This window comes from Arthrobacter sp. zg.Y820, from assembly GCF_030125555.1.
Taxonomy (GTDB): Bacteria; Actinomycetota; Actinomycetes; order Actinomycetales; family Micrococcaceae; genus Arthrobacter_B.
The window spans coordinates 15,345-41,289 of sequence record NZ_JASKLX010000009.1 but is presented as its reverse complement, the minus strand read 5'-3'; the positions used below and the strand labels follow the sequence as shown (position 1 = coordinate 41,289).

The 25,945-nt window shown below is 67.5% G+C and carries 22 protein-coding genes and 1 tRNA gene; 9 read left to right on the top strand and 14 right to left on the bottom strand.

Annotation, left to right across the window (positions count from 1 at the left end; genetic code table 11):
• The first annotated feature begins 61 nt into the window (after window positions 1-61).
• On the top strand, window positions 62-670 hold the full coding sequence (locus QNN99_RS09060) for an SRPBCC domain-containing protein (RefSeq protein WP_229966139.1): 609 nt from the start codon (window positions 62-64) through the stop codon (window positions 668-670).
• Between the two features lie 182 nt (window positions 671-852).
• Entirely contained in the window at window positions 853-3,483 is a 2,631-nt protein-coding gene (gene clpB / locus QNN99_RS09055) for an ATP-dependent chaperone ClpB (protein WP_229966138.1), read from the top strand.
• A gap of 45 nt (window positions 3,484-3,528) precedes the next feature.
• On the opposite strand, the gene QNN99_RS09050 is transcribed toward clpB, so the two are convergent.
• Window positions 3,529-4,662 (bottom strand): septum formation family protein, encoded by a 1,134-nt coding sequence (locus QNN99_RS09050; RefSeq protein WP_229966137.1) that lies wholly within the window; start codon window positions 4,660-4,662, stop codon window positions 3,529-3,531.
• Between the two features lie 275 nt (window positions 4,663-4,937).
• Between QNN99_RS09050 and QNN99_RS09045 the strand changes: the two genes are divergently transcribed.
• The gene (locus QNN99_RS09045) at window positions 4,938-5,174 is read left to right on the top strand and encodes a DUF3073 domain-containing protein (RefSeq protein WP_104102792.1); all 237 of its coding nucleotides are present in this window, start codon (window positions 4,938-4,940) and stop codon (window positions 5,172-5,174) included.
• A gap of 169 nt (window positions 5,175-5,343) precedes the next feature.
• Here the strand turns inward: QNN99_RS09045 and purM are convergent, their stop codons facing one another.
• From purM to QNN99_RS09015, 6 genes are all read right to left on the bottom strand, one after another.
• Window positions 5,344-6,459, bottom strand: a complete 1,116-nt coding sequence (gene purM / locus QNN99_RS09040; protein ID WP_229966136.1) for a phosphoribosylformylglycinamidine cyclo-ligase — start codon at window positions 6,457-6,459, stop codon at window positions 5,344-5,346.
• Window positions 6,456-8,024: an amidophosphoribosyltransferase gene (gene purF, locus QNN99_RS09035; RefSeq protein WP_229966135.1), complete on the bottom strand. Its 1,569-nt coding sequence runs from the start codon at window positions 8,022-8,024 to the stop codon at window positions 6,456-6,458. Before purF ends, purM begins: the two co-directional genes overlap by 4 nt.
• A 69-nt stretch (window positions 8,025-8,093) precedes the next feature.
• Window positions 8,094-8,390 carry a hypothetical protein gene (locus QNN99_RS09030; RefSeq protein ID WP_229966134.1) on the bottom strand — a complete coding sequence of 99 codons (297 nt, stop codon included), beginning with the start codon at window positions 8,388-8,390 and terminating at the stop codon, window positions 8,094-8,096.
• A gap of 25 nt (window positions 8,391-8,415) precedes the next feature.
• Window positions 8,416-8,796: a sterol carrier family protein gene (locus tag QNN99_RS09025; RefSeq protein ID WP_229966133.1), complete on the bottom strand. Its 381-nt coding sequence runs from the start codon at window positions 8,794-8,796 to the stop codon at window positions 8,416-8,418.
• 32 nt (window positions 8,797-8,828) lie between these two features.
• The gene (locus QNN99_RS09020; protein WP_229966132.1) at window positions 8,829-9,836 is read right to left on the bottom strand and encodes an asparaginase; all 1,008 of its coding nucleotides are present in this window, start codon (window positions 9,834-9,836) and stop codon (window positions 8,829-8,831) included.
• A gap of 96 nt (window positions 9,837-9,932) precedes the next feature.
• Window positions 9,933-11,699, bottom strand: a complete 1,767-nt coding sequence (locus QNN99_RS09015; RefSeq protein WP_229966131.1) for a molybdopterin-dependent oxidoreductase — start codon at window positions 11,697-11,699, stop codon at window positions 9,933-9,935.
• Between the two features lie 101 nt (window positions 11,700-11,800).
• On the opposite strand from QNN99_RS09015, the gene purD reads away from it, so the two are divergent.
• Both purD and QNN99_RS09005 read left to right on the top strand, forming a co-directional pair.
• Window positions 11,801-13,186, top strand: a complete 1,386-nt coding sequence (gene purD / locus QNN99_RS09010; protein WP_229966130.1) for a phosphoribosylamine--glycine ligase — start codon at window positions 11,801-11,803, stop codon at window positions 13,184-13,186.
• On the top strand, window positions 13,183-14,076 hold the full coding sequence (locus QNN99_RS09005) for a phosphoribosylaminoimidazolesuccinocarboxamide synthase (protein ID WP_229966129.1): 894 nt from the start codon (window positions 13,183-13,185) through the stop codon (window positions 14,074-14,076). The genes purD and QNN99_RS09005 overlap by 4 nt, the downstream gene beginning before the upstream one ends.
• Window positions 14,077-14,195: 119 nt before the next feature.
• Here QNN99_RS09005 and QNN99_RS09000 read toward each other — a convergent pair.
• The 5 genes from QNN99_RS09000 to QNN99_RS08980 all read right to left on the bottom strand — a co-directional run bounded on the left by QNN99_RS09000 (window position 14,196) and on the right by QNN99_RS08980 (window position 21,598).
• Window positions 14,196-14,272: transfer RNA gene (locus QNN99_RS09000), tRNA-Pro, on the bottom strand.
• Window positions 14,273-14,378: 106 nt separating this feature from the next.
• The gene (locus tag QNN99_RS08995) at window positions 14,379-16,232 is read right to left on the bottom strand and encodes an ABC transporter ATP-binding protein (protein ID WP_229966128.1); all 1,854 of its coding nucleotides are present in this window, start codon (window positions 16,230-16,232) and stop codon (window positions 14,379-14,381) included.
• Window positions 16,229-18,100, bottom strand: a complete 1,872-nt coding sequence (locus QNN99_RS08990) for an ABC transporter ATP-binding protein (RefSeq protein ID WP_229966127.1) — start codon at window positions 18,098-18,100, stop codon at window positions 16,229-16,231. The genes QNN99_RS08995 and QNN99_RS08990 overlap by 4 nt, the downstream gene beginning before the upstream one ends.
• A 223-nt stretch (window positions 18,101-18,323) precedes the next feature.
• Window positions 18,324-19,256, bottom strand: a complete 933-nt coding sequence (locus QNN99_RS08985; protein ID WP_229966126.1) for a metallophosphoesterase — start codon at window positions 19,254-19,256, stop codon at window positions 18,324-18,326.
• A 2-nt stretch (window positions 19,257-19,258) separates the two neighbouring features.
• The gene (locus tag QNN99_RS08980; protein ID WP_229966125.1) at window positions 19,259-21,598 is read right to left on the bottom strand and encodes a transglycosylase domain-containing protein; all 2,340 of its coding nucleotides are present in this window, start codon (window positions 21,596-21,598) and stop codon (window positions 19,259-19,261) included.
• 37 nt (window positions 21,599-21,635) lie between these two features.
• Here QNN99_RS08980 and sp36 point away from each other — a divergent pair, with 37 nt between their 5' ends.
• Genes sp36 through QNN99_RS08965 form a run of 3 tightly spaced genes read left to right on the top strand, consistent with a single transcriptional unit; the run spans window position 21,636 to window position 23,180 of the window.
• Window positions 21,636-21,791: a Sp36 family protein gene (gene sp36 / locus QNN99_RS08975; protein WP_229966124.1), complete on the top strand. Its 156-nt coding sequence runs from the start codon at window positions 21,636-21,638 to the stop codon at window positions 21,789-21,791.
• Window positions 21,791-22,273 carry a RidA family protein gene (locus QNN99_RS08970; RefSeq protein ID WP_229966123.1) on the top strand — a complete coding sequence of 161 codons (483 nt, stop codon included), beginning with the start codon at window positions 21,791-21,793 and terminating at the stop codon, window positions 22,271-22,273. The genes sp36 and QNN99_RS08970 overlap by 1 nt, the downstream gene beginning before the upstream one ends.
• A complete protein-coding gene (locus tag QNN99_RS08965; protein WP_229966122.1) occupies window positions 22,266-23,180 on the top strand; it encodes an NUDIX hydrolase in 915 nt (304 codons plus the stop codon). Before QNN99_RS08970 ends, QNN99_RS08965 begins: the two co-directional genes overlap by 8 nt.
• Window positions 23,181-23,329: 149 nt before the next feature.
• On the opposite strand, the gene QNN99_RS08960 is transcribed toward QNN99_RS08965, so the two are convergent.
• A complete protein-coding gene (locus tag QNN99_RS08960; protein ID WP_104053107.1) occupies window positions 23,330-24,007 on the bottom strand; it encodes a Crp/Fnr family transcriptional regulator in 678 nt (225 codons plus the stop codon).
• A 230-nt stretch (window positions 24,008-24,237) separates the two neighbouring features.
• Between QNN99_RS08960 and QNN99_RS08955 the strand changes: the two genes are divergently transcribed.
• Complete coding sequence (locus tag QNN99_RS08955) at window positions 24,238-25,422, top strand: MarP family serine protease (RefSeq protein WP_229966121.1); 1,185 nt, start codon at window positions 24,238-24,240, stop codon at window positions 25,420-25,422.
• Window positions 25,423-25,479: 57 nt separating this feature from the next.
• On the opposite strand, the gene aroQ is transcribed toward QNN99_RS08955, so the two are convergent.
• Window positions 25,480-25,944 (bottom strand): type II 3-dehydroquinate dehydratase, encoded by a 465-nt coding sequence (aroQ, locus tag QNN99_RS08950; protein ID WP_229966120.1) that lies wholly within the window; start codon window positions 25,942-25,944, stop codon window positions 25,480-25,482.
• Window position 25,945: the final 1 nt, after the last annotated feature.

The following is a 25,945-nucleotide window of genomic DNA, read 5'->3' as shown; positions in this document are numbered from 1 at the left end:
CAGCTTCAGCCGCTGTGGCGCCGGAACCGGCAGCCGGTTGTTCTACAGAGGAGTGGAAACCATGTCCGAAGCGGACTCCGCATTTGTGCCAACCGAGCGAACCTTCGGCCGCCGGCAAATCCAGGCCGGCCACGCGCTCATGATGGTGATTTCCCGGACCATCCCGCATCCGATCGGAGAGGTGTGGGCGGCGATCACGGATCCCGAAGCCCTGGGGCGCTATGTGGGCCGGCCGGAGGGTGACCTGCGCCGGGGCGGCACCTATGCGCTGCCGGACGGCACCAGAGGAGGCATCCTCCGCTGCGATCCGCCCCGGCTGCTCACCGTCTCGGTGACCCGTCCCGGAGGGCACTCGGCCGAGTTGGAGCTGCACCTGACCGCGGAGGACTCACACACCCACATCGACCTGAGATACGCATCAGTCCGGAAGGGGTTCGTGCTGATCGACGCAGTTTCGGGCGAGTGGGCGGCCGGACCGGGCTGGGAGTTCTTCCTGGACAGCCTGAGTAATTTCCTGAGCGACAATCCGCCCGACGAACCGCTGGGAATTATTGGCTGGAGGTCATTCGAGGGCGAGCAGCTGGACCTGTACGAGGCGCGGAACGCGGAATGGGAAAAGGCGAAAGCCGACTGGGACCATGAGCATGAGGCCGCGCCGGGACCGTCCTAAAGTACAGCCCTTTAACGCCCGTTAATTAACCGGACAAATACCGCCGTCAAACCTGTGGATAACTTTACTTCCCAAGTTGAGCGGATTACACTCAAGTTTGTTGCGTCCGGTCGGGTGATGGCTGTCTTTCGCCTTCTTCCGGGAGCCGGGAAGCTGTTCTTTTAGCGTTGAAGGAGGCCGTTGTGGACACGAAATTCACGAATAAGAGTCAAGAGGCCCTGCAGGCGGCGGCCATGAATGCCACCACCGCAGGCAACCCGCAGATCGAGCCCGTCCACCTCCTGAAGGCCCTGATGGATCAGCGCCAGGGGGTGGCTGTCGCCCTGCTCAAGGCGGCCGGCGCGAATCCGGACACCGTCAGTGCCGCGGCCAGCAGTGCGATCCACGCGCTGCCCTCCTCCTCGGGCTCCTCGGTGGCGCAGCCGCAGTTTTCCCGCCCGATGCTTCAGGTGATTACGGCTGCCCAGCAGGCCGCCGAACAGCTCGGGGATGCCTTTGTCTCCACCGAGCACCTGCTGCTGGGGTTGGCCCTGGACAGCGGTGCGGCAGGGAAAGCCCTGCGGGACAACGGGGCCGGCCACGACGCCCTGAGGACAGCCCTTCCATCCGTTCGAGGAGACCGAAAAGTGACTAACGCCGACCCCGAGAACACCTTCCAGGCACTGGAAAAGTTCAGCACCGACCTCACGGAGATGGCGCGCAGCGGCAAGCTGGACCCCGTGATCGGCCGTGACGCGGAAATCCGCCGCGTGATCCAGGTGCTGAGCCGGCGCACCAAGAACAACCCGGTGCTGATCGGTGAGCCCGGTGTCGGCAAGACCGCTGTCGTCGAGGGGCTTGCCCAGCGCATCGTTGCCGGAGACGTGCCGGAGACCCTCAGCGGCAAGACGCTCCTGTCCCTGGACCTGGGGTCGATGGTGGCCGGCGCCAAGTACCGCGGCGAGTTCGAAGAGCGGTTCAAGGCGGTCCTGGAGGAGATCAAGAACGCCGAGGGGCAGATCGTCACTTTTATCGACGAGCTGCACACGGTGGTCGGGGCCGGCGCCGCGGAAGGATCCATGGACGCCGGCAACATGCTCAAGCCCATGCTGGCACGCGGCGAGCTGCGCCTCATCGGCGCCACCACCCTGGATGAATACCGCGAGAACGTGGAGAAGGACGCTGCGCTGGAGCGGCGGTTCCAGCAGGTCTACGTTGGCGAGCCCAGCGTTCCGGACACCATCGGCATTCTGCGCGGGCTCAAGGAACGCTACGAGGCGCACCACAAGGTGGCGATCGCCGACTCCGCCCTGGTCGCCGCCGCCACCCTGTCCAACCGCTACATCACCGGCCGCCAGCTCCCGGACAAGGCCATCGACCTGGTCGACGAGGCAGCGTCGCGGCTGCGGATGGAAATCGACTCCGCGCCGGAGGAAATTGACGAGCTGCGCCGGGCCGTGGACCGCCTGACCATGGAAGAACTGGCGCTGGCCAACGAAACGGACGCGGCCTCCGTGGAGCGGCTGGAAGTGCTGCGCGAGGACATGGCCAACAAGAAGGAACAGCTGGCGGCGCTGAACGCCCGCTGGGAAGCGGAAAAGGCAGGCCTGAACCGGGTTGGCGACCTCAAGGCGCAGATTGACGAGCGGCGTTCCGAGGCGGAGAAGTTCCAGCGCGACGGCGACCTCACCACGGCCTCCCGCATCCTGTACGGCGAGATTCCGTCCCTGCAGAAGGAACTGGAAGCTGCCCAGCAGGCTGAGGAGAGCAAATCCGGCGAGGAGGCCCATGAGCTGATGGTGTCGGAGGAAGTCACCGCCGATGACATTGCCGAAGTCGTCTCGGCCTGGACCGGAGTCCCGGCCGGCCGCATGCTCCAGGGCGAGTCGCAGAAGCTGCTGACCATGGAGGAGAACATCGGCTCGCGCCTGATCGGGCAGACCAAGGCCGTGAACGCCGTCTCCGACGCGGTGCGCCGGTCCCGCGCCGGCGTCAGCGACCCCGACCGACCCACCGGCTCCTTCCTCTTCCTGGGCCCCACCGGTGTCGGCAAGACGGAGCTGGCAAAGGCCCTGGCCGAGTTCCTGTTCGACGACGAGCGCGCCATGGTCCGGATCGACATGAGCGAATATTCAGAGAAGCACTCGGTGTCCCGGCTGGTCGGTGCCCCTCCCGGCTACGTCGGTTACGAGGAGGGCGGGCAGCTCACCGAAGCCGTCCGGCGCCGCCCGTACTCGGTGATCCTGCTGGACGAGGTGGAAAAGGCGCATCCGGAGATTTTCGATATCCTGCTCCAGGTGCTCGACGACGGCCGCCTCACCGACGGCCAGGGACGCACCGTGGACTTCCGCAACGTCATCCTGATCCTGACCTCAAACCTCGGATCGCAGTTCCTGGTGGATCCGGGACTGACGGAGGAACAGAAGCGGGACTCGGTCATGGGCATGGTGAACGCCAACTTCAAGCCGGAATTCCTGAACCGGCTCGACGACGTCATCCTCTTTGATCCGCTGAGCCTGGACGACCTCTCCAGGATTGTCGACATCCAGGTGCGGGCCCTGGCCGACCGGTTGCATGAGCGCAGGCTGGTCCTGGACGTCACCGATGCTGCGCGGGAATGGCTGGCACTGACCGGATATGACCCGGCCTACGGAGCCCGGCCGCTGCGCCGGCTGGTGCAGCGCGAAATCGGAGACAAACTGGCCCGGGGCATCCTGGCCGGCAAGATCAACGACGGCGACACCGTGCTGGTGGACCGCCCGGAGGGCAGCATGAGCGTCGACGGCGAAGAGCTGGTGGCCGAACCGGCGGGACTGTCGGTGGAAGCGGTCTAGCTGCCGGGGTGCTCCCTGCCGTCTGGGCCGGGAGCACCCGCTGTCCTACGGCTCAAGCAGGGATTCGGTCAGCTCCTGGCCTCCGCCGGCAACCACGAAGCAGTCGACCCGGCGGTCGCCGTCGTTCCATGATTCGGGCGTCGGGATGGCCTTGTTTTCCTGAAGGTCCAGGTCGGTGCGCTCGGCCAGGGTTTCGGAGTACCGGACATCCGAGCAGAGCTCAGTGGCGCGGGTGGACAGCGCATCGGTCCCGGGGAACTCGCCGCTGTCCGGATACGTGGTTGTTGCCACCAGCTGGGCGTTGTGCGGCGTCTCGCAGCTCACCACGTTGGTGGGCTCATTGATGCCGGCGAAGTCCTGCAGGCACGCTCCGGACTCCAGCTCGATGGGGGCCACATCTTCTTCCAGGACTCCGGGTTCGTTCGCCGAATTGCCGAGCAGGGTGAAGAGCAGCACCACCAGGACCGCCAGCACGCCCAGCGCGCCGATGATCAGCAGTATTTGTTTGCTTCGGCCGTTGCCTTCGGAAGCTGCCGGCGGCTCGGAGTTCCGCCGGGAGCGGCGGGACTCCGCAGGTTCAGCGGCTCCGACGGCTGCCGGCGACGGCGCTTCCGGCGACGGTGCGTCGGCGGCCGGCCCTGATTCCTTGGCGGCTGCCTCCGCAGCAGTTGCGTCCTTGGCGTTTCCGTCGGAGGCTGCGCCCGTCATTGGTGCCGCCGCAGTGATTCCCGCGGTGTGGTTTGCTGCCGCAGGATGGTTTGCTGCCGGATCGGTCAACACGGCGGCGTCCGCTGCTTCGGCTTCCACGGCCTTGACTTCAGCCGTGGCATCCTCGAGCGAGGCGGCTTCCGCCGCGTCGGAGCTGATGTCCGGATTGCTCAGGGAAGGCGTCGCCAGGGTGACGTCCTCGGGGTTGGTCAGCGTGGGTTCGACGGCATCGCTGCCGGTCTCCGCCGCAAAAGCGCCGTCCCAAATCCGGCCGTCATGGTCCTCGTCCCCGGACAGCCAAAGGGGCGCCTCGGCATGCGCTTCAAGGTCCGGCAAGCCGGTTCCTGCCGGGACTGTTGCCTCTGCATGTGCATCGGTGCCCGCCTCAGTCTGCGCCGACGCCGGGGTGGCCTTGGACGCTCCGGCGGGGGGCGAAGAATCGGCCCCCGGCATGCTGTTTTTATCGCTCATGGTGAACGTCAGTCCTCCCTGTAGGCGGCCCTGAAAGGGCCCCAAAACTGTCTCTACCCCTGACTTTACCCAGTCTTGGCGGGGCGGCGCAGGAAGAGGGGGGTCAGGGCAGATGGTAAAACATGGTCACTGCCGCGCCACAAAGGGCGAGCCGGGGCACAAGGCGGCCCGAAAACATGTAACCTGTACTTACGACAAATTGACCAAATATTCCGGGGCCTCGCTCATTGCTCAGAGCGACCACCTCCGGATCGACGCAAAAAGGGGGTCACGCCATGGGGCGCGGCCGTCAAAAGGCAAAAGCAACCAAGCAGGCCCGGGAAATGAAGTACTTCACCCCGGCCACGGACTACTCGGCACTGCAGCGTGAGCTTGCGGGACCAACGAGCCGTCCATCGAGTCGATATCCCGAGGAACCGGCCGAGCCGGACTACTCGGCGTACGAAGATAAGTACGCGGATCAATTTGGCGATGATGACGACGATGAAGGTACTTCCCGCCGCACCGGCTAGAGCGGCACTTCAAAGCGTCGGCCAATTGCTATCCTTCAGCGGATCACCTCAGGGTGGATCCGCTGAAGGCCGTTAAGGCCGAAGACCGTTCGCAGAGGAACTGGAATTCAGCGGTGAGAACCGTTGGCAAAGGGTGCGCATCCGCGGATGCGCACCCTTTGCGTTCGGCTTAGTGGGCGTAGCTTCCGACCAGCCGGACCGCGCCGCCGTCGACGCCCTTGGCGCCCTGCACATAGTCAGGACCGGCCTGTGCTTCTCCGCCGTTGCCCACTGTGCCCATGACCCAGGCCGGAACTCCCCGCTCCGCCAGACGCGCGACGGCGGCGTCGGCGCCGGCCGCATCAACGATGGCCACCATGCCCACCCCGAGGTTGAGGGTCCGCTCCAGATCGGGCTGCGGCACGTTGCCCAGCTCGCCCACCAGCTGGAAGATGGGCGGCAGCTCCCAGGTGGAGCGGTCCACGGTGGCCTCGAGGCCCTTGGGCAGCACCCGTGCCAGGTTGGCGGCGAGGCCGCCTCCGGTGACGTGGCTGAAACCGTGGACTCCGGCGCTTTCCAGCCGGGCCAGGTCCAGGCAGTCGGCGGCATAGACCCGGGTGGGTTCCAGCAGTTCCTCGCCCAGGGTGCGTCCGAATTCGCTGACCTGGCGTTCGAGCTGCCAGCCGGCGTGGTTAATGACGCGGCGGACCAGCGAATAGCCGTTGGAGTGCAGCCCCGAGGAAGCCATGCCGATCACCACGTCACCGCTGCGCACCCGTTCCGGGCCCAGCAGGTTGGCGGCCTCGACCACACCGGTGGCGGCGCCGGCGACGTCGTACTCGTGTTCTCCCAGCAGCCCGGGATGCTCGGCGGTCTCGCCGCCCACGAGCGCCGTCCCGGCGACCTCGCAGGCCGCCGCAATGCCGCGGACAATGGCGGCGATGCGTTCCGGCACTACCTTGCCGCAGGCAATGTAGTCAGTCATGAACAGGGGCTCGGCGCCCACCACCACGATGTCGTCCACCACCATGCCCACCAGGTCGAAGCCGATGGTGTCATGAATGTCCATGGCCTGGGCGATGGCCACCTTGGTGCCCACGCCGTCGGTGGACGTGGCCAGCAGCGGCTTCGTGTAGGTCAGCAGCCGGGAGACGTCGTAGAGTCCGGCGAATCCGCCCACCCCGCCCAGAACAGAGGAATTGTGTGTCGCCTTGACGGCGGCCTTCATCAGTTCAACGGCTTTGTCTCCGGCTTCAACGTCCACGCCCGCTGAGGCATAGGTGATGGCGGTCTTGGACGAGCTCATACGGCATCCTTCTTGTCGGATTCAGTGAGGAGGTTCTCAAACTCGGCATCGGGACCGGGATCGCAGCCGTTGGCTCCGTCGTCGTCCGCGGGGTTGGCCGGAGTGGTGGGTTCGAGCAGGTTCTTGCCCAGCCGGTCCGCGGAGGGCAGGTCGATCGGATAAACGCCGGTAAAGCAGGCCGTGCACAGCCGTTCGCGCGGCTGCTGGGTGGCGCCGATCATGCCGTTCTCGGAGATGTAGGCCAGGGTGTCCGCCCCCACGGACGCGCAGATTTCGTCGACGGCGGCACCGTTGGCTATCAGCTCGGCCCGGGACGCGAAGTCGATGCCGTAGAAGCAGGGCCACTGGACCGGCGGGGAGGAGATCTTGACGTGCACTTCCTTCGCGCCCACCTCGCGCAGCATCCGCACGATGGCCCGCTGCGTATTGCCGCGCACGATCGAGTCATCCACGACGATTACGCGCTTGCCGCGGATGACAGACTCGAGGGCATTGAGCTTGAGCTTGATGCCCAACTGGCGCAGGGTCTGGCTGGGCTGGATGAACGTGCGCCCCACATAGGAGTTCTTGACGAAGCCGTGGGCGAAGGGAATGCCCGATTCCTCGGCATAACCGACGGCCGCGGGAGTGCCGGATTCGGGCACCGGAATCACGATGTCGGCGTCGACCGGATACTCGCGGGCCAGCTGGCGGCCCATTTCCACGCGGCTCTCGTAGACGGACCGGCCGTTGATGACGGCGTCGGGCCGGGCCAGGTAGACGTATTCGAAGACGCAGCCGGCCGGCGTGGGCTCACCGAAGCTGGTGCTGCGGATGCCGGTTTCATCGATGGCGATGAATTCGCCGGGTTTGATTTCGCGGATGAAGCTGGCGCCCACGGTGGCGAGGGCGGAGCCTTCGGAGGCCACCACCCAGCCTCGGTCCAGCCGACCCAGCACCAGCGGGCGCACGCCGTAGGTGTCGCGGGCCGCGTAGAGGGTGCCCTCATCCATGAAGACGAAGGAGAACGCGCCGCGCAGCTTGGGCAGCAGTTCCAGGGCCGTGTCTTCCAGCGAACGTCCATCCGAACCGTTGAGCAGCGCCGTGACCAGCGCGGTGTCGGAGGTGTTGCCCTGGGCGATTTCGCCGAAGCGCGGACGGCCCTCGCGTTCGATGATCATTTCGTAAAGTTCGGCGGAATTGGTCAGGTTGCCGTTGTGGGCCAGGGCCACGGTTCCGCTGGCGGTCGCACCCAGCGTGGGCTGTGCATTGGCCCACTGCGAGGCGCCCGTAGTGGAATACCGGCAGTGCCCCACCGCAATATGGCCGGTCAGGGTGTTCAGCGTGGTTTCGTCAAAAACCTGGGAGACCAGGCCCATGTCCTTGTAGACGCTGATCCGGTTGCCGTCGCTTGTGGCAATGCCTGCGGACTCCTGTCCGCGGTGCTGCAGGGCGTAGAGGCCGTAATAGGCCAGCTTTGCAACTTCTTCGCCGGGGGCCCAGACACCGAAAACCCCGCAGGCGTCCTGCGGACCTTTCTCGCCGGGCATGAGATCGTGGGAAAGCTTTCCGTCACCGCGTGCCATGAGATCAGTCTCTCACGCCGGGGTCCTCACCGGACTTTGAAGCGGAACCATTACGGCCCGCCCGGCGCCCTACTCTTCGTCGCGGGTGTCCGCTTCGACGACGGCGCTGCGGGCCTTGCGCACGCTGATCCAGTCCAGGAGCAGGGCAACGAGCGCCCCGAGGCCGACGCCGGGGATGGCGAACATGATGGTGAAGAAACCCAGGGTGGCCCCGCGCGTATAGGTGGCGTCGGCCGGTCCGGTGTAGGCGACCACCAGTGCTGCAATGAACCCGGCAATCACGCCCAGCGCCAGGAACGGGACGAAGCGGGGAGCGCGGCGGACGGTAATCTCACGGCGTTCAGGGCTGTGCTGCTCGGAATTCATATGGAAATTCTACCGGCAGTAGAGATTATTGCCCCGCACGGAACAACGGAAGCCACTCGGACAGGTCGGCCCGCAGCCCGGAAGCCGCCACTTTCCCGGCACCGACGGCGTCGCTCCAGGACTGTTGCCCGGTGATGAGCGCCAGCCACGTGGCGCCGTCGGTTTCGATCACATTCGGCGGGGTGCCGCGGGTGTGCCGGGGGCCGGCCACGCACTGGGTGACCCCGAACGGCGGCACCCGGACCTCCACGCTGTTGCCCGGGGCCCGCTCGGCAAGTTCTTCCAGCGCATAGCGCACCGCCGTGGCCACGGTCTTCCGGTCGGGCGGTGAACCTGCCGCCGTCGACGCCAGGGCAGCGCGCAGTGCCGCCGCGCCGTCGGCCGCAGGAATGCGCCGTCGTGCCATTCGGGAACTCCTTCCGCTGCCGGGTATCCGGCTCAGGAATCCAGCAGGGCCGTCACGGGCGCCCCGAGCCGGATGCTGCCGACGGGCTCGCCCCCGCCCAGAACCGGGCGGACGATCTTGTCGAGCACCGCGCTGATCTTGCCGGCGTCGACGGCGCCGCTGGCCGCGAGCAGGGTCAGGCCCACCAGGGACGCCGCGCGGGTGTCGCCGTCGAGCATTTTCAGCGCCACTGAAACTCCGGTGTCGGTGCCCAGGACCAGCACGCCCTCGGCGCCGTTCTTGCAGATGATGCCCAGGTCTTCCATCACCACTGTGTTTTCCCGGCCGTGGCCGTGAACCGCCCAAGGATAGTCGAGCATGGCGGTGGCCACTGTGGCGGCACGGGCGTCACCGTGCTTGCTGGAGGGGGCTTTGGCCAGGCGGCCGATGCCGCGTGCCAGGCCGGTGAGCGAGACGGCGGCGAGCGGTGCTCCGCAGCCGTCGGTGGCCCAGTGCCGGATGGTTTCCCCGGTGAATTCCTCGAACACCTCGGCAATGCGCAGCTGCAGCGGATGCTGCGGATCCAGATAGGTGGCGTGGTCCCAGTTGTTCTCCGTGCAGGCCCAGAGGAACGCGGCGTGCTTGCCGGAGCAGTTGAAGGCCAACCGGTTCTTGCCCTTGCCCGCCCGGATCAGCTCATGCCGGGCAGCCTCGTCCTGGGGCCAGTCCTCCGGGCACTGCAGATGATCTTCGGTCACGCCCGCGGCCGCGAGCATGGTCTTCACGACGTCGGTGTGCTCCTTGGAACCGGTGTGGCTCGCGGCGGCCAGCGCCACCTGCGGCCCCCGCAGCGGCACCCCGGATTTCATGGCCGCCACGGCCTGGAAGGGCTTGAGCGTGGACCGCGGAAAGATCGGCGTGGTGACGTCGCCCAGGGCGGTGACCACGTTTCCGTCCGCCGCCATGACGACGGCGGACCCGATGTGGCGGGACTCGATGAAGCCGTTGCGTTCCACAACGGCAAGTTCAACGGCATCGGACGCAGTAAAAGTGGCAGACATGGTATTTAGTCTAAGGCGGTTGCGCGGCCCGCCGCGCAGGCGCCCCGGTTGCGGGACGGCGGATGTGGCCCGCAGCAAGGACGGAACGCCGCCGGCTTACTCCACCATGAACTGCACGGACTGCCAGCCGGAGGCCCCGTCCGGAACCGTCTCCGCGCGCCGGTCGGTCTGCACCCCGTCCTGCGGGTCCGTGGCCCGGGCCCGCACCGTGTGGTTGCCGGCTGCCAGGGCTTCGGTGCGGTAGGAGAACTGCCGCCAGGTGTCCACCGACGCCTCGGCGGCCAGGACCGCCGGCTCCCAGCCGCCGTCGTCGATCCGGACCTCCACTCCGGTGATGCCGCGCTGCTGGGACCAGGCGGTGCCGCCCACATCCACCGGTCCGGCGGGCACCCGGGCGAACGACGCAGGCACCTCCACCCGCGCCATTGTCTTGACCGGCGCCCGCTCCGCCCAGCCGCGGTCGGTCCAGTACGCGGTCTGCGCGTCGAAGCGGGTCACTTCCATGTCGATGATCCATTTGGTGGCGGAAACGAATCCGTACAGTCCGGGCACCACCATGCGCACCGGATAGCCGTGCACCGGCGGCAGCGGTTCGCCGTTCATGCCGACGGCCAGCAGTGCATCGCGCTCATCCTGCAGCACCTCCAGCGGCGTGGAGGCACTGAAGCCGTCGACGCTGGTGGACAGCACCATGTCAGCGTCGGCGGTGGGGCGGGCCCGGGCCAGCAGCTCCCGGACCGGCAGGCCCAGCCACTTGGCGGTGCCGGCGAGGTCGCCGCCGAGCGGGTTGGAGACGCAGGTCAGGGTGAGGTGGCGCTCCACCAGGTCGGATTCCAGCAGCTCGGCGAAACTGATCCGCACCTCTTCCCCCACCATCCCGTGGATCCGCAGTTCCCAAGTTTCGGCATCCACCTCGGGCACGCTCAGCGCGGTGTCGATCCGATAGAAGTCGGCGTTCGGTGTCAGCCACGGCGTCACCCCTTGCACGGGGGACTGCAGCCCGGCGGGCAGCGCGGGCGCGGCATCGGCGGCGGCGGGCAGCTTCAGGGCGGCCCGGAACCCGGCGGTGGTGTTGCGGGCGGCGGCAATGGCACGGCCACCGGTGGCGGCCGCGGCCGCCAGCACTGCGGTGAGTCCTGCGGCGGCAAAGAACCCGCGCCGGGACGGTCCATCCGAACGGGGTCCAGCCACACGCCGGCTGTCCGCACGCCGTCTGTCCGCACGCCGTCCTGCGGACGGGGCGGGGGACGGGCCGCCGACGAGGGCCCCGGCACCGCCGTCGTTCCCGCCGTCCCCCGCTGAGACCGGGACGGCAGACGCTGCTGCGGGGATGCCTGCCGACCGGTCACTACTATGCGTCTGCCGCCCGCGCACCGCAACGGTCTCGGTGGCCCGGGGAGCAGGAATGCGCCGGATTAATCCGCGCAGCACGCCGATCCCCACCGCCGTGCCCAGCACAGTGGGCACTGCATCGGCGGGGGAAGCGCCGGCCCGGGTCAGCACGCATGCCACAATCACCGCTCCCATCACGACGACGGCGGCCACGCCCAGCCCCCAGCGGCGCCGGGCCAGCACCCCCACGCCGGCCGCGAGCAGCGCGATGGTTCCGGCCATGCCGGCAAAGAGGGCTGCCTTGTCGCCGGTGCCGAAGGTTTCCACCGCGAAGTTCTTCAGCCACAGGGGCGTGAAATCGATAAACGTGGACCCGAGTGCAATCAGCGGCCGGGCCCGTGCCGTGAAGAAGGCGCCGGCCAATTCGGCCGCGGCCAGCACCGTCGCCGCGGCGAGGATCCCGGCCAGCGCGGCGTACAGCAGGGCAGGAAGGGACCGGGAACGGGTGGGGAGACGTTTCGGGGAGGCCATCATGGCTCCTATTCGCAGCCGAAGGGCGCAGGTATGGGTGGCGGCGTCACACGCCGGCGGTGCTTTCGGCTGCCGGAGCCCAACCAGTACGCTGAACTACTGTGAAGGTTTTAGTTGTTGGCCCCGGCGGCCGCGAACATGCCCTTGTCCGATCCCTGTTGGCTGATCCGTATGTCCGCGAGGTCCACGCCGCCCCCGGCAATGCGGGCATCGCCGGGATGGCTGCGGTCCATGCCGTCAACGCCAGCGACCCGGCGGAGGTGACCGCGCTCGCCCGCACCCTGGGCTCCGACCTGGTGGTCATCGGCCCCGAGGCTCCGCTGGCCGCGGGTGTGGCAGATGCCCTGCGCGACGCCGGCATTCCGGTGTTTGGCCCGTCGAAGGCCGCCGCCCAGCTGGAAGCCTCCAAGGCGTTCGCGAAACAGGTGATGGCGTCAGCGAGCGTTCCCACCGCCATGGCCCGGGTGGCTGCCACGGCCGAGCAGGCCGCCGACGCGCTGGACACCTTCGGGGCGCCGTACGTCGTCAAGGACGACGGACTGGCCGCCGGCAAGGGAGTGGTGGTCACCTCCGACCGGGGTGCTGCGCTGGCCCACGCGCAGGCCTGCTTCGACGCCGGCGGCACCGTGGTGATCGAGGAATTCCTGGACGGCCCCGAGGTGTCCCTCTTTGTCCTCTCCGACGGCCGGACCGTGGTTCCGCTGGCGCCGGCGCAGGACTTCAAACGCATTTACGACGGCGACGAAGGCCCCAACACCGGCGGCATGGGGGCCTACTCGCCGCTGGACTGGGTCCCGGCCGACCTGGTGGACGACGTCATCCGCCGGGTGGCGCAACCCACCATCGACGAGATGGCCGCCCGCGGCACGCCGTTTGTCGGTGTCCTCTACTGCGGGCTGGCGCTGACCTCACGCGGCATGCGCGTCATTGAGTTCAACGCCCGCTTCGGCGACCCGGAAACCCAGGCGGTGCTGGCCCGGCTGAAGACTCCGCTGGGCGGCCTGCTGCTGGCCGCGGCCAAGGGGGAGCTGGATCCCATGGAACAGCTCAAATGGGATCCCCGGACGGCGGTGGCCGTGGTGGTGGCCGCTGCCAACTATCCGGAGGCGCCCCGCACCGGCGACAGGATCCGCGGCCTGAAAAAGGCCGAAAAGCTCGACGGTGTGCAGGTGCTGCATGCCGGAACCCGGCTCGACGGCGACAAGGTGGTCTCCGCCGGCGGGCGGGTGCTCGCCGTCGTCGGCCTGGGGCAGAACCTGCAGGACGCCCGGGACCGGGCGTACGCGGGCGTGGACACCATCCGGCTGGACGGGTCCCAGCACCGCACCGACATTGCGCTCAAGGCGCTGCGCGGAGACGTGGTCGTGCCCGCGGGATCCCGCGCCGTTCCCTGTCCCGACAGTGACACTGCGGATCGCGACGTTTCCGGCCGCGACACCGCCGCCGGGAACATGACCGCCCCCGACATTGAAGGAGACCTGGCATGAGCGCCCCCGCACTGGCCGGCTGGACGCACGCCTACTCCGGAAAGGTCCGCGACCTGTACGTGCCGGAAGACCTGTCCGCGCCGGGAGCGGGGGAGCGGGTGCTGGTGGTGGCGAGCGACCGGATCAGCGCCTTCGACCATGTATTGACCTCGGAGATTCCGGACAAGGGCCGGATCCTGACCCAGCTGAGCCTGTGGTGGTTTGAGCAGCTTCGCGTGCCCAACCACGTGATCTCCGCTGACGAGGGCGTGCCCGCCGAGGTGGCGGGCCGGGCCATGATCTGCAAAAAACTGGACATGTATCCGGTGGAGTGCATTGCCCGCGGCTACCTCACCGGCACCGGCCTGGCCGAATACCGGCGCTCGCAGACGGTGTGCGAGGTGCCGCTGCCGGCCGGGCTGGTGGACGGATCCCGGCTGGAGCCGGCCGTCTTCACGCCCTCGGCCAAGGCCGAACTGGGCGAGCATGACGAGAACATCAGCTACGACGCGGTGGTGGCGACCGTCGGCGCCGAGACGGCGGAGGCGCTGCGCTCGCTCACCCTGGAGATTTACACCGCAGCCGAGGCCATCGCCCGGGAGCGCGGGATCATCCTGGCGGACACCAAGGTGGAGTTCGGAACGGATCCAGCAACCGGCGCCGTCACGCTGGGCGATGAAGTGCTGACGCCGGATTCCTCGCGCTTCTGGGATGCTGCCCTGTATGCGCCGGGCTCCGCGCAGCCGTCCTTTGACAAGCAGTACGTCCGGGACTGGCTCACCTCGCCGGCCTCGGGCTGGGACAAGGCCTCGGACACGCCGCCGCCCGCGCTGCCGGCCGACGTCGTCGAGCGCACCCGCGCCCGCTATGTGGAGGCCTACGAGCGGCTGACCGGCAGGGTATTCGTGTAGCCCTCTGGCACCCTCCAAGCAAACAAGGCACGTCCCGCCATCCGGCGGGACGTGCCTTGTTCGTTTGGGCTTAACAAAAAAGGTCCCCTTCCGGAAAACCGGAAGGGAACCTTTCTTTATGGTCGGGGTGACAGGATTTGAACCTGCGACCTCGTCGTCCCGAACGACGCGCGCTACCAAGCTGCGCCACACCCCGTAACCACTGCCAATCAGCGGGTTTCCCCGCCGGTGAAGCAACTTTACAAGTGTAGACGATGAGGTCCGGTTCCGCGAAACCGGCCGCTTTGCGCGCCGTCGTCGTCCTACACCAGCGACTCCTGCCAGGCCGCCTGCAGCTTGGCGAACCGGCCGGTGCCGCCGGTGAGCTCGGCCGGGGTGCCGTCCTCAACCACCTCGCCGGAATGCATCACCAGCACCCGGTCGGCGATCTCCACGGTGGAGAGGCGGTGCGCGATGATCAGCGCGGTCCGGTTGCCCAGCAGGGTCTTCAGCCCGTGCTGGACCAGCCGTTCGCTGGGGATGTCCAGCGAGGAGGTGGCCTCGTCCAGGATCAGCACCGCCGGATCGGCCAGGAACGCCCGGGCGAAGCTGATCAGCTGCCGCTGGCCGGCGGACACCCGGCCGCCGCGCTTGTTCACGTCGGTGTCGTAACCCTCGGGCAGCGCCTCGATGAACTCGTGCGCGCCCACCGCCTGCGCCGAGGCGATGATTTCTTCGCGGGTGGCTTCCGGCTTGCCCAGGGCGATGTTGTCGGCCACCGAGCCGCTGAACAGGAACGCCTCCTGGGTGACCATGACGACGGCGCGGCGCAGGTCCCGCTGCGTGAGCTCGCGCAGGTCCACGCCGTCCAGCAGCACCGAACCCTGAGACGGGTCGTAAAAGCGGGCGATCAGCTTGGCCAGCGTGGACTTCCCGGCGCCGGTCTGCCCCACCAGGGCCACCGTCTGCCCGGCGGGAATGTGCAGGTCCATCCGCGGCAGGATCACCGGGCCGTCGCCGTAGCGGAACTCCACGCCGTCGAACCGGATGTCGCCGGCGGCGTGCGCCAGCTCCACCGGATGCTTCGGCGGGCGGACGGTGGGGATTTCCTCCAGCAGCCCGGAGACCTTTTCCAGCGCTGCCGAGGCGGACTGGAAGGAGTTGTAGAACATGGCCATCTGGTCCACCGGCTGGAAGAACCGCTTGGAGTACAGCAGCAGGGCCAGCAGGGCGCCGACCTCGAGGCCGCCGTCGAGCACCCGGAAGCCGCCCGCCAGCAGCACCACGGCCACCGTGGCGTTGCCGATCAGCACCAGCCCGGGCTGGAAGATGCCGTTGAGGTTGATGGAGCGGACGGTGGCGACGCGGTAGTCCTCGGCCAGGCCGTCATACTTCCCGGCGTTGACCTGTTCGCGGCGGAAGGCCTTGACCGCCCGGATGCCGGTCATGGTCTCGATGAAGTGCACGATCAGTTTCGCGGAGGTCACCCGGGAGGCGCGGTAGGCCAGCTGGGAGCGCTTCTGGTACCAGCGGGTCAGCAGGAACATGGGAACAAACGCGGCCAGCAGCAGCAGGCCGGTGCGCCAATCGAGCAGGAAGATGCTGACGGCGGTGAAGAGCATGTACATGGCGCCCGACGCCAGGGAGCTGATGCCCGAATCGAGCAGTTCGCGCAGCGCCTCCAGGTCCGAGGTCTGCCGGGAAATGATCCGCCCGGAGGTGTACTTTTCATGGAATTCAAGGCTCAGGCGCTGGGTGTGCCGGAAGACCCGCAGCCGCAGGTCCAGCAGCATGGCCTGGCTCAGCAGGGCGGTGGCGCGGACGTAGCCGGCGGTCAGCCCCGCCGCCAGCAGCGCCGCCACCAGGTACGCGACGCCGGAGAGGACCAGCGGCAGGCTGTTGCCCGCCTGCAGGTCCGGCAGGGCGTGGTCGATGCCGTAGGCGATGATGGCGGGTCCGGCCACGCGGGCGGCCTGGGAGAAGACCACCAGCAGCACCGTGCCGATGAACCGGGCGCGGTTGGGCCGGATCAGGGACCCGAGCAGGGCCAGGGAACGGCGGCGGACCGCCTGGTTCTCCTCCTTGCCCAGGTGGACGGCGTCCTCGCCGGCGGTGCCCAGCCGGGCGCCGGCGTCGTAGTCCGGGTCCGTTCCCTTGGCGCTCTTGCCGGTCTTCATCGGACCGTCTCCTCGTCCTCGAGGGGCTGGACGACGGCGGAGCCGCCCGCCCCGGTGTTGCCGGCCAGCGGAGTGTCCTCGAGGCCGCTGTCCAGGTCTTCGGGTTCCGTGGGCAGGCTGGCGATCACATACCGGTAGTGGTCGTTGCCGGCGAGCAGCTCGGCGTGGGTCCCGACGGCGCTGATCCGGCCGTCCTCCATCAGCGCCACGCGGTCCGCCAGGGACACCGTCGAGGGGCGGTGCGCGACCACCAGCGTGGTGGTGTCGGCGAGCACCTCGCGCAGCCGGCCCTCGACCAGCTCCTCGGTGCGCACATCCAGCGCCGAGAGCGGATCGTCCATGATCAGCACCTTCGGCCGGGCGGCGATGGCCCGGGCCAGGGCGACCCGCTGGCGCTGGCCGCCGGACAGGCTCAGCCCCTCCTCGCCGATCAGCGTGTCGGTGCCCTGTGGCAGCGAATACACGAACTCGGCCTGCGCCACGTCCAGTGCAGAGGCAAGCAGCCGGTCCGCTTCGGCGGAGCTGGTCGGTTCCGCGCCGAGCAGCACATTGTCGCGGACCGAACTGGAGAACAGCGTGGTGTCTTCGAACGCCACGGCCACGATGGTGCGCAGCTCCTTCAGATCCAGCTGCCGCAGATCGGTGCCGTCAATGCGGATCGAGCCGGCGGTGACGTCGAAGAGCCGGGGAACGAGCTGCAGCAGCGTGGATTTTCCGCAGCCGGTGATCCCCACCAGCGCCATGGTTTCGCCGGGCCGCAGGCACAGGTCGACGCCGTTGATCAGGTTGCGGGTGCCGTCCTTGGCATCCGGATAGGCGAAGTGCACGTCGTCGAACACCAGCTCTCCGCGCACGTCGCGCAGATGCACCGGGTTCTCCGGGCTGGTGATGGAGCGCCGGGCGTCCATCACCTCGTAGTGCCGGTCGATGGCCGTCTTGGCGGTGAGCGTCATGGACAGCAGCGGGCCAATGGCCTCCACCGGACCGGCCACGACGGCGGCGGTGGCGAAGAACGCGACCAGCGCGCCGATGCTGAGCGTGCCGTCCGCCACCGCCATGACGCCGACCACGAGGGCGACGGCGAGGGCGGTTTCCGGCAGCAGCGTCACCACCAGGGAGAACTTGGCCAGCGAATTGGCCTTGTACACCTCGGTCTGGCGCAGCTCCTGGGCCTGTTCCTCGAAGGAATCGAGGGCTTCCCGGCTGCGGCCAAAGGCCTTCAGGACACGGATGCCGTGGACGGATTCCTCCACCGTGGTGGCCAGGTCGCCGGTCTGGTCCTGGCTCTGGCGGGACACCTGCCGGTAGAACCGGTTGAAGCGAAACCCGTAAATGACGATCGGCACGGCCGCGGTTATGAAGATCAGGGCCAGCGGCCAGCTGGTGAACAGCATGACGGTAAAACCGATCACCACCGTCAGCGCAGTGACCACGAGCATGATGGCCCCGAACGCCATCCAGCGGCGGATCAGGTTCAAATCGCTCATCGCGCGCGAGAGGAGCTGGCCGCTGCCCCAGCGGTCGTGGAACTCCACGGACAGATCCTGCAGATGCCGGTAGAACGAGGTGCGCATTCCGGTTTCCACAGTGGTGGCCGGTGCTATGACGAACTGGCGGCGCAGCGCGATGAATCCGGCTTCGAGCACGCCAAGGCCCAGAACGACGGCGGCTGCGCCCCACACGGCCGAGGTGGAACCGCCGGGGCTAAGGGAGGTGTTGATCAGGACCCGGAAAACCTGCGGAATGGCCAGGGCCATGAGGCTGGCGCCGAGCGCGCAGAACAATCCGAGGATCAGGCGCGGAAGAATGGGCCGCAAATGCGGGTACAGCCGTCCAAGGGAAAACCACAATGATGTTTGCGCAGGCATGAAACCTCTTTGTGCGGGTGGAGGGTGCTGCGAAAAGCAGATCGGCCCTTGTCGGCTCAATCCTAAGCCTGACCCCGGGACGGATTCGACGGCGGGTCGGAGTTTGGCTCCGGCCGCTGCTGATTGTCCCTGCCCGCCCGCCCTCTCCGCGAGATGGCACAAAGTGCGTCTCTGAGCGCTGAGACGTGCACTTACTGCCATCTCGCGGGGGTTGGGGTGGGGGCTACGCCCGCGGAGTCAGGGTCAGCAGGACGGCTTCGGGGCGGCAGGCAAACCGGACCGGCGCGAAGCGGGATGTTCCGATTCCGGCGGAGACGTTCATCGGCACCTTGCGGCCGTTGTGCTCCCACATGGACACGCCCTTGGCCCGCCAGGTGGGCAGGTCGCAGTTGCTGACCAGGGCGCCGTAGAACGGCACGCACACCTGGCCGCCGTGGGTGTGGCCGGCCAGGATCAGCTCGGCTCCGCCGTCGGTAAAGTAGTTCAGCACCCGCTGGTAGGGCGCGTGGGCAACTCCGACCCGGAGCGCGGGAGTTCCCTCGGCCGCGGGCTCGGGGAAACCGGAGTAGACGTCACGGTCCAGATGCGGATCATCCACGCCGGAGAAGTCCAGCCGGACGCCGCCCAGGACCATGGAGTCCCGGCGGTTGGTCAGCCCGGCCCAGCCGGCGTCCTCGAAGGCGCCGAAAAGTTCTCCGAACGGCAGGGCCGGCGGCTCCGAGGAGAGCTTCGAGGGGCCGGTGAAGTAGGTGAAGGGGCTCTTCAGTTTCGGACCGTAGTAGTCATTGGAGCCTGGAACGTAGACGCCGGGGAACCGCAGCAGCGGCTTGAGCGCGTCCAGCAGCGGCGGAACCGCGTCCCGGTGGCTGAGGTTATCCCCGGTGTTCACCACCAGGTCCGGTTCCAGCTCCGCCAGCGACTGCAGCCACCGGGTCTTGATGTTCTGGTTGGGCACGAAGTGGATGTCCGACAGGTGCAGCACCCGCAGGGGAGCGCTGCCCGGCGGAAGCACGGGCACCGTTTCGGTCCGGACACCGAAGAGGTTGCGTTCGATCAGCGAGGCGTAGCCCAGCGCGGCGGCGCCGGCAGCCGCCGTGCCGCCGGCAATCCACGCCGCCGAGCGCAGGGCTGTGCCCAGGGCGGAATCAGCAGCCATGGCTAGTACGTCTCAGGCTTGGCAAGCAGCTGTTCGTTGAAGAAGCTCGCACCGGAGGCATTCTTGTCGTCTTCCGACTCGTCCTCGCCGGCGGCGTTGCTGTCGGGCTGGTCCTCGCCGCCCTCGTCCTTCTTCTCCTCCGCGGGGCGGGGGGCGGGAGCGGGAGCGGGAGCGGGAGCCGGCCGGGGGGCCTGGGGCACATTGCCCATGATGCTGGCGGGCGGGGCCGTGAACGGGTTGGCCTGGTACTGGTCCGGAATGCGCTGGATGAAGTTCTTCCAGGAAGGGCCGGCGATCTTTGAACCGTCGATTTCCGGATAGACCTGGCCGCCGATCTGCTTGCCTTCCATCGAGCCACGTTCGTTGCCCCAGACGTGGTTGCCGAGCCAGGAGGCGGTGACCATGCCCGTGGTGTAGCCCATGAACCAGGTCTGCGACCGGTAGTCATTCGTACCGGTCTTGCCGGCCACCGGCTGGCCAATCTGCAGATTGTAGCCCGATCCCTTGGTCATTACCTGCTGGGTGGCAGCGTTGACGCCCTGCGCAACTTCCTTCTTCATGACCTGCGTGCACTCCGGTGCCGGAACCTCGAAGGTCCGTCCGTCCGAGGCCGTCACGGATTCCAGGGCGCGGGGCTCGCACTTGAGCCCCTCAGCGGCGAAGGTGGCAAAACCGGTGGCCATGGCCAGCGGGGACGCGTCGCCGCCACCACCGAAGGACGCCGGCGGGATGGCCTCAAGCGGTTTGTACTCGCCGTCGGCGCTCTTGCCGTTGTGGATGCCGGAGGCGAAAGCTATTTCCTGGAACTTGCACAGATCCAGCTGATTGATCTCAGCCATGGTGATCGTGTTCAGCGAGTTGGCCAGGCCGTCAATCACGGTGGTGTTCCGGTAGTTGGTGTCACCGTAGTTGATGGGCGTCCAGGCTTCGGGGATGCCGTATCGTCCGCCGGGGAGGCAGCTGGCATTCCAGCTGTGGCCGGCCGGATAGGTCCGCTTGCTGCCGTCCAGCTGGGCGTTCAGTGTCTTGCCGGCATCGAGCCAGGCAGCCACCGTGAACGGCTTGTAGGTTGAGCCCGGCTGGAAGCCACCCATGCCGCCCAGTGACTTCTCCGGATTGCCGTCCTGGTACAGGTCAACGTTGAAATTGATCACCGAGTTTCCGGCCCCGGGTTCGGGGGTGTACCGGGTGTTCTGCGCCATCGACAGGATGTTGCCGGTGCCCGGCTGCATCGAGACCATGGAATGGCCGATTTCGGCGTCGGTGGTGTCCGGATTGGCGGTCTCGTTGATCGCCGTTTGCGCGGCGCCCTGGATTTCCGGATCCAGGGTGGTGGTGATGCTCAGGCCGCCGCGGTACAGCAGCTTTTTCCGGTCCTCGGCGGTGGCGCCGAACCGCTCGTCGTTGGTGATCAGGTGCGTGACGTAGTCACAGAAGTAGGGTGCCTGCACCGCGCCGACGCAGTTGCTGGGCACCGGTGTGAGGTTCACGCCCAGATCGGTGGCGACGGCGGCGTCGTGCTCTTCCTGCGTGATCCGGCCGGTGCTGAGCATGGCGCCGATCACCAGGTTGCGCCGTTTCAGGGCAACTTCCGGGTTGCCGGTGGGGCTGTACAGGGTGGGACCGTTGACTACGCCGGCCAGCAGTGCGGCCTGCGGAATGTTCAGCTCGGAGGCGGGCACGTTAAAGAAGTATTTGGCAGCCGCCTGGACGCCGAACGTGGTGCCGCTGAACGGAACGATGTTGAAGTAGCCCTCGAGGATTTCGTCCTTGCTGAGCTGCTTTTCCACGGCAATCGCCAGCTTCATCTCCCGCAGCTTGTCGCCGTAGGTCTTCTCCAAACTGCCGCTGAGGACAACGTCCTCTTCGTTCTGGAGGTTGGAGTCGATGATGACGTTGTTTACGTACTGCTGCGTAATCGTCGAGGCGCCGCGCTTGGTGTTGGAGGTGAGGTTGGACGCCAGCGCTCCAACGATGCCCTGCATGTCCACACCGCCGTGCTCGTAAAAGCGGTCGTCCTCTATGGCAAGCATCGCGTCAATCATGTTGGGGGAGACCTCGGCCAGCTTGACCGGCTGGCGGTTCTCCTCATACAGGGTGGCGATGAGCGACCCGTCGTTTGCAAGAATCTTGGAGGGCTCAGCCAGGGTTCCGGCCTCGAGTTCCGACGGGAGATCGTCGAAGAACTGAAGGGAACCGGACGCGGCTGTACCGGCAGCTGCGGCGACGGGAACCAGGAGCCCCGCGGCCAGCACGCCTGAAAGTGCGCTGACGCCAAAGAACGCGACGATCTTGCCCAAAGTGGTCGCCGTGTCAAAAAGGGGTGATTTGCGAGCTGCCATGCGCATCAGTCTACAAGCACGCGTTAGGCTTTTGATTATGAACAAATGGGAATATTTCATCACGCCGCTTCCTCTTCACACACCGGGAGCTGTCCTTAACATGCACGGCGAAGAAGGCTGGGAACTGGTGCAAATCACCCCCGCCCCGAACGGCACCGGAGCTGTGGCCTACCTGAAGCGCGAGAAGCCGTAGTGTCTGAGCGGACGGCAGCGGTTTCGGCCGTCGAGCGGAGACTCGCGGAGCTGGGTCTGGACCTGCCCGGCGTCGCGGCTCCCGTGGCCGCCTACGTGCCCGCCGTCGTTACGGGCAACTACGTCTACACCTCAGGCCAGCTGCCGTTCGTCAACGGCGTGTTGCCGGCCGCCGGCAAGGTGGGCGCCGAGGTGTCCGCCGACGACGCCGCCGCCTACGCTGCGACGTGCGCCGTGAATGCGCTGGCCGCCATCAAGGCCCAGATCGGGGATCTGGACCGGATCAGCCGCATCGTCAAGGTGGTGGGCTACGTGGCATCCGATCCGTCATTTACCGGTCAGCCCGCCGTCATCAACGGTGCATCCGAGTTGCTGGGGAAGGTCTTCGGCGAGGCGGGCATCCACGCCCGCTCCGCCGTCGGCGTGGCAGTGCTGCCGCTGGATTCCCCGGTGGAAGTAGAAGTGATCGCTGAATTTGCCTAATTCCTCCGTACGGCTTTTCCCGGTCCCCCCGTATTTGCGGGGGGCTGCGGAAAGCTGGCTAGAGCACGGTGACCGCACACCGCGCAAGCCCCGCCTGGCCTCGTCGGTGGTGCTGGTGCGGGACGCTCCCCGCGGCACCGAAACCTACCTGACCTACCGGCGCGGCGAGTCCCCGCTGGGCAAGGTCGCTTTTCCCGGCGGCAGCATCGAAGAGGGCGACGACGCCACCGCCGCCGCCTGGTACGGCCCGGCCCCGGCGGCGTGGGCCAAGTCGCTGGGCATCGACGATCCCCGGCTGGCACGGCGCCATGTGGTGGCGGCCATCCGCGAACTGTTTGAAGAAACCGGCATCCTGCTGGCCGGTCCGGACGAGTCAACGCTGCTGGAGGCCAACCGCGGCCCGGAGTGGATGGCCGCACGCACCGCGATCGCCGCCGGAGACGCGTCCTTCCTGGAGCTGCTGTCCCGGCGCGGACTGGGCCTGCGCACCGATCTGCTCCGTCCGCTGTCCAACTGGCAGACGGCCGACTTCGCCCTTCGCCGCTTCGACACCCGCTATTTCGCCGCGGTGCAGCCTCTCGGGCAGGAGACCTCCCTGCTCGAGGGCAAGGGCGTCTGGGGCCAGTGGCGGTCCGCGGCCGCTGAAATCGCGGCCCGGGACATCCCGTCCCTCGGGGACGAAATCGGGCTGCCGGACACCGTGGGGCTGACCCTCGGGGAGCTGACCGTTCCGCAGGTGGAGTTGGTCCTGGAAAAGCTGGCCAGCGCCCGCGGCTGCATCGCCTATTTGGCCTCGCGCCGGCCCGCTGCTGTGTTCCAGCCTGAACTGGTGCAGGCGGACGGCGGCTATTGGCTGGCCGTGAAGCTCAGCGGTGTCGCTGAAGGCTCGGCGCAGCGGGGACGCTGACCCGGATTCCGCCTTGTTAACAGGCCGCCCCGGCGCCTGTTAACAAGGCCTCCCGTGAAGAACGGTGACGCCGGTTAACGACGACGGCGCCGCCCCCAACAAAGGGGGCGGCGCCGTCGTACTGCGTGCGGTTAGCCGCAGGCGGAAACCTAGCGGGAGCGCTGGCGCAGCCGCTGGACGTCCAGAATGACCACGGCGCGCGCCTCGAGGCGCAGCCAGCCGCGCTGCACGAACTCGGCCAGGGCCTTGTTCACGGTTTCCCGGGAAGCACCGACCAGCTGGGCCAGTTCTTCCTGGGTCAGCTCATGCGCCACCAGGATGCCGTCAGTTGCGGGGCGGCCGAAGCGGTCCGCCAGATCCAGCAGCGCCTTGGCGACGCGGCCGGGAACGTCCGAGAAGACCAAGTCCGCAAGGGACTCGTTGGTGCGGCGCAGGCGGCGGGCCAGGGCCTGCAGCAGCTGCACCGACACCTCCGGGCGCGTTTCCAGCAGCGCCTTCAGGTTGTCGTGCCGCAGTCCCGCCAGGCGGGTTTCCGACACCGCGGTGGCGGTGGCGTTGCGGGGGCTCGGATCGAACAGTGCCATCTCGCCGAAGAGCTCGCCCGGGCCGAGGATGGCCAGCAGGTTCTCGCGGCCGTCGGGTGCCGAGCGGCCCAGCTTGATCTTTCCGGACACGATGAAATACAGCTGGTCGCCCTGGTCACCCTCGCGGAAAACTGATGCGCCGCGCGAAAGGTCGACCTCGGTCAGCTCGTCGGTCAGAGCTGCGAAGACGTCGTCTCCCAATGAGGCGAACAGTGGCGCACGGCGCAGTACCTCGATATCCATGAAATCTCCTGTAAATAGTTGTCCCTTCTATTATCTTCTCGCACTGCGGCCCCATGTGACACCTGTAATAGCTTTGTTCGCCCTCGGATGATAAAAAGGACGCCCCGGCGCTGTGCCCGCGGCACCCCGGGGCGAACTGCTTCCACAGCTTGGGCCGCTAAACTCGGGTGGCAGGGGCCGTCTTCTGACGGTCCCCGCATTGGTCCCCTACCCCGTACTTGGAGCTGTTTGTGCTCGGATTTTCCCTGCTTGACATCATTCTGCTTTTGGCGCTGCTGTTCTACCTCATCGCCGGTCTGCGGAACGGTCTGGTAGTGACTTTGGGCGGCATTGTCGGCTTCGTGGCCGGCGCCGTTGCCGCGTTCTTCGCGATTCCGCTGGTGGCGGCGTGGGTGCCCGACAATGGCTGGCGGCTGACCGCCGTGATCGCCACTGCGGTGGTGCTTGTCCTGGGCGGACATGCGCTCGGAGCCGCTCTGGGCGGCGGAATCCGGCGCTGGCTGAACTTCCCTCCGCTGCGGTTCCTGGACCGGCTGTTCGGCGGTGCAGTGAACCTGGCGGTGTCCGCCTTGGTCATGTCGATGCTTGCGTTCAGCGTCAATACGCTGGGCGTGCCCTTCCTGTCGCAGCAGATCACCTCATCCAAGGTGCTGTCCGCGATCGACGAGGCCACTCCGGACCGAGTCCAGGCCTGGACCGCGCAGGTGCGGTCCTTCACCCTGGCCGAGGGCCTGCCGACCATCCTGGACAACGCGGCCCCGGAAACCGTCGTCGCACCCGACGAGGGGCTCTCCTCCGCAGCCCTGCAGGCTTCATCGGAGTCCGTGGTGAAAATCACCGGCACCGCCTACCAGTGCGGGCAGAACCAGACCGGTTCCGGCTTCGTGGTTGCCGACGACCGCGTGATCACCAACGCCCACGTGGTGGCCGGTGTTTCCGAGCCCGTGGTGCAGGTTCCCGACGGCGGAGCGCTGCCGGGCAAGGTGGTCTATTTCGACAGTTCGCGTGACCTGGCGGTGCTGGCCGTGGACAATCTGGAGGCGGATCCGATTCCGCTGGGCGAAGTCCTGCCCAACGACACCACCGCCGCGTTTGCCGGCTATCCGGCCGGCGGCCCGTTCCGCCTGCAGGCGGCCAATGTGGAGCGCCTCTCCGACGTCTCCGTCCGCAACATCTACGGTGCTGCCCCGGAGGTGCTGGAGGTCTACACGCTGGCTGCCAACGTCCAGCAGGGCAACTCCGGCGGTCCGCTGCTGGACATCGACGGGCGGGTGGCCGGGGTCATCTTCGCCAAGACGACCGGCGATCAGCCGATCGGCTATGCCTTGTCGCTGGGCGAGGTGGGTCCGGTGGCCGAGGCGGCCGCCAGCTACCAGGCGCCGGTTTCACCCGGGCAGTGCATCTCGGGCGAATAGGAGCCGTGTTGCCGGCCGCCGGACCCGTCGGGGGCGATCGGCGGCCGGCACTGTGCCTCAGGCGTTCGCTGCGCCGTCCAGCCTCGCGGCCAAGTAATTCACTGCCATCCCGTAGCCGGCGATCCCGGCGCCGCAGATGACGACGTCGGCCACCGCCGAGACGTAGGAGTGGTGGCGGAACTCCTCACGGCGGTGGATGTTGCTCAGGTGCACCTCGACCACCGGCAGTCCGACGCCGGAGAGGGCGTCGGGGATGGCCACCGAGGTGTGGCTGTACGCCGCGGGGTTGATGATGATGGCGTCCGCCAGGCCCGGGGCGCCGTGAATCGCGTCGATCAGGTCCCCCTCGTGGTTGGACTGGATGCAGTCGACCGTCCAGCCGTGCGCCTCTGCCGCGCTCAGGGCGAGGGATTCGACGTCGTCCAGCGTGTCGGAGCCGTAGATCCCCGGTTCCCGGGTGCCCAGGAGGTTCAGGTTGGGGCCGTTGAGGACAAGCAAATTGCGGGTGCGGGAGGCAGTCATG

Excerpts from the sequence above, each read along its gene's own strand:
- QNN99_RS09060 (WP_229966139.1), top strand. The coding sequence starts at position 62 with ATGTCCGAAGCGGACTCCGCATTTGTGCCAACCGAGCGAACCTTCGGC.
- QNN99_RS09050 (WP_229966137.1), bottom strand. The coding sequence starts at position 4,662 with ATGAGCGATAAAAACAGCATGCCGGGGGCCGATTCTTCGCCCCCCGCC.
- QNN99_RS09045 (WP_104102792.1), top strand. The coding sequence starts at position 4,938 with ATGGGGCGCGGCCGTCAAAAGGCAAAAGCAACCAAGCAGGCCCGGGAA.
- purM (WP_229966136.1), bottom strand. The coding sequence starts at position 6,459 with ATGAGCTCGTCCAAGACCGCCATCACCTATGCCTCAGCGGGCGTGGAC.
- purF (WP_229966135.1), bottom strand. The coding sequence starts at position 8,024 with ATGGCACGCGGTGACGGAAAGCTTTCCCACGATCTCATGCCCGGCGAG.
- QNN99_RS09030 (WP_229966134.1), bottom strand. The coding sequence starts at position 8,390 with ATGAATTCCGAGCAGCACAGCCCTGAACGCCGTGAGATTACCGTCCGC.
- QNN99_RS09025 (WP_229966133.1), bottom strand. The coding sequence starts at position 8,796 with ATGGCACGACGGCGCATTCCTGCGGCCGACGGCGCGGCGGCACTGCGC.
- QNN99_RS09020 (WP_229966132.1), bottom strand. The coding sequence starts at position 9,836 with ATGTCTGCCACTTTTACTGCGTCCGATGCCGTTGAACTTGCCGTTGTG.
- QNN99_RS09015 (WP_229966131.1), bottom strand. The coding sequence starts at position 11,699 with ATGGCCTCCCCGAAACGTCTCCCCACCCGTTCCCGGTCCCTTCCTGCC.
- QNN99_RS09005 (WP_229966129.1), top strand. The coding sequence starts at position 13,183 with ATGAGCGCCCCCGCACTGGCCGGCTGGACGCACGCCTACTCCGGAAAG.
- QNN99_RS08995 (WP_229966128.1), bottom strand. The coding sequence starts at position 16,232 with ATGAAGACCGGCAAGAGCGCCAAGGGAACGGACCCGGACTACGACGCC.
- QNN99_RS08990 (WP_229966127.1), bottom strand. The coding sequence starts at position 18,100 with ATGCCTGCGCAAACATCATTGTGGTTTTCCCTTGGACGGCTGTACCCG.
- QNN99_RS08985 (WP_229966126.1), bottom strand. The coding sequence starts at position 19,256 with ATGGCTGCTGATTCCGCCCTGGGCACAGCCCTGCGCTCGGCGGCGTGG.
- QNN99_RS08980 (WP_229966125.1), bottom strand. The coding sequence starts at position 21,598 with ATGGCAGCTCGCAAATCACCCCTTTTTGACACGGCGACCACTTTGGGC.
- sp36 (WP_229966124.1), top strand. The coding sequence starts at position 21,636 with ATGAACAAATGGGAATATTTCATCACGCCGCTTCCTCTTCACACACCG.
- QNN99_RS08960 (WP_104053107.1), bottom strand. The coding sequence starts at position 24,007 with ATGGATATCGAGGTACTGCGCCGTGCGCCACTGTTCGCCTCATTGGGA.
- aroQ (WP_229966120.1), bottom strand. The coding sequence starts at position 25,944 with ATGACTGCCTCCCGCACCCGCAATTTGCTTGTCCTCAACGGCCCCAAC.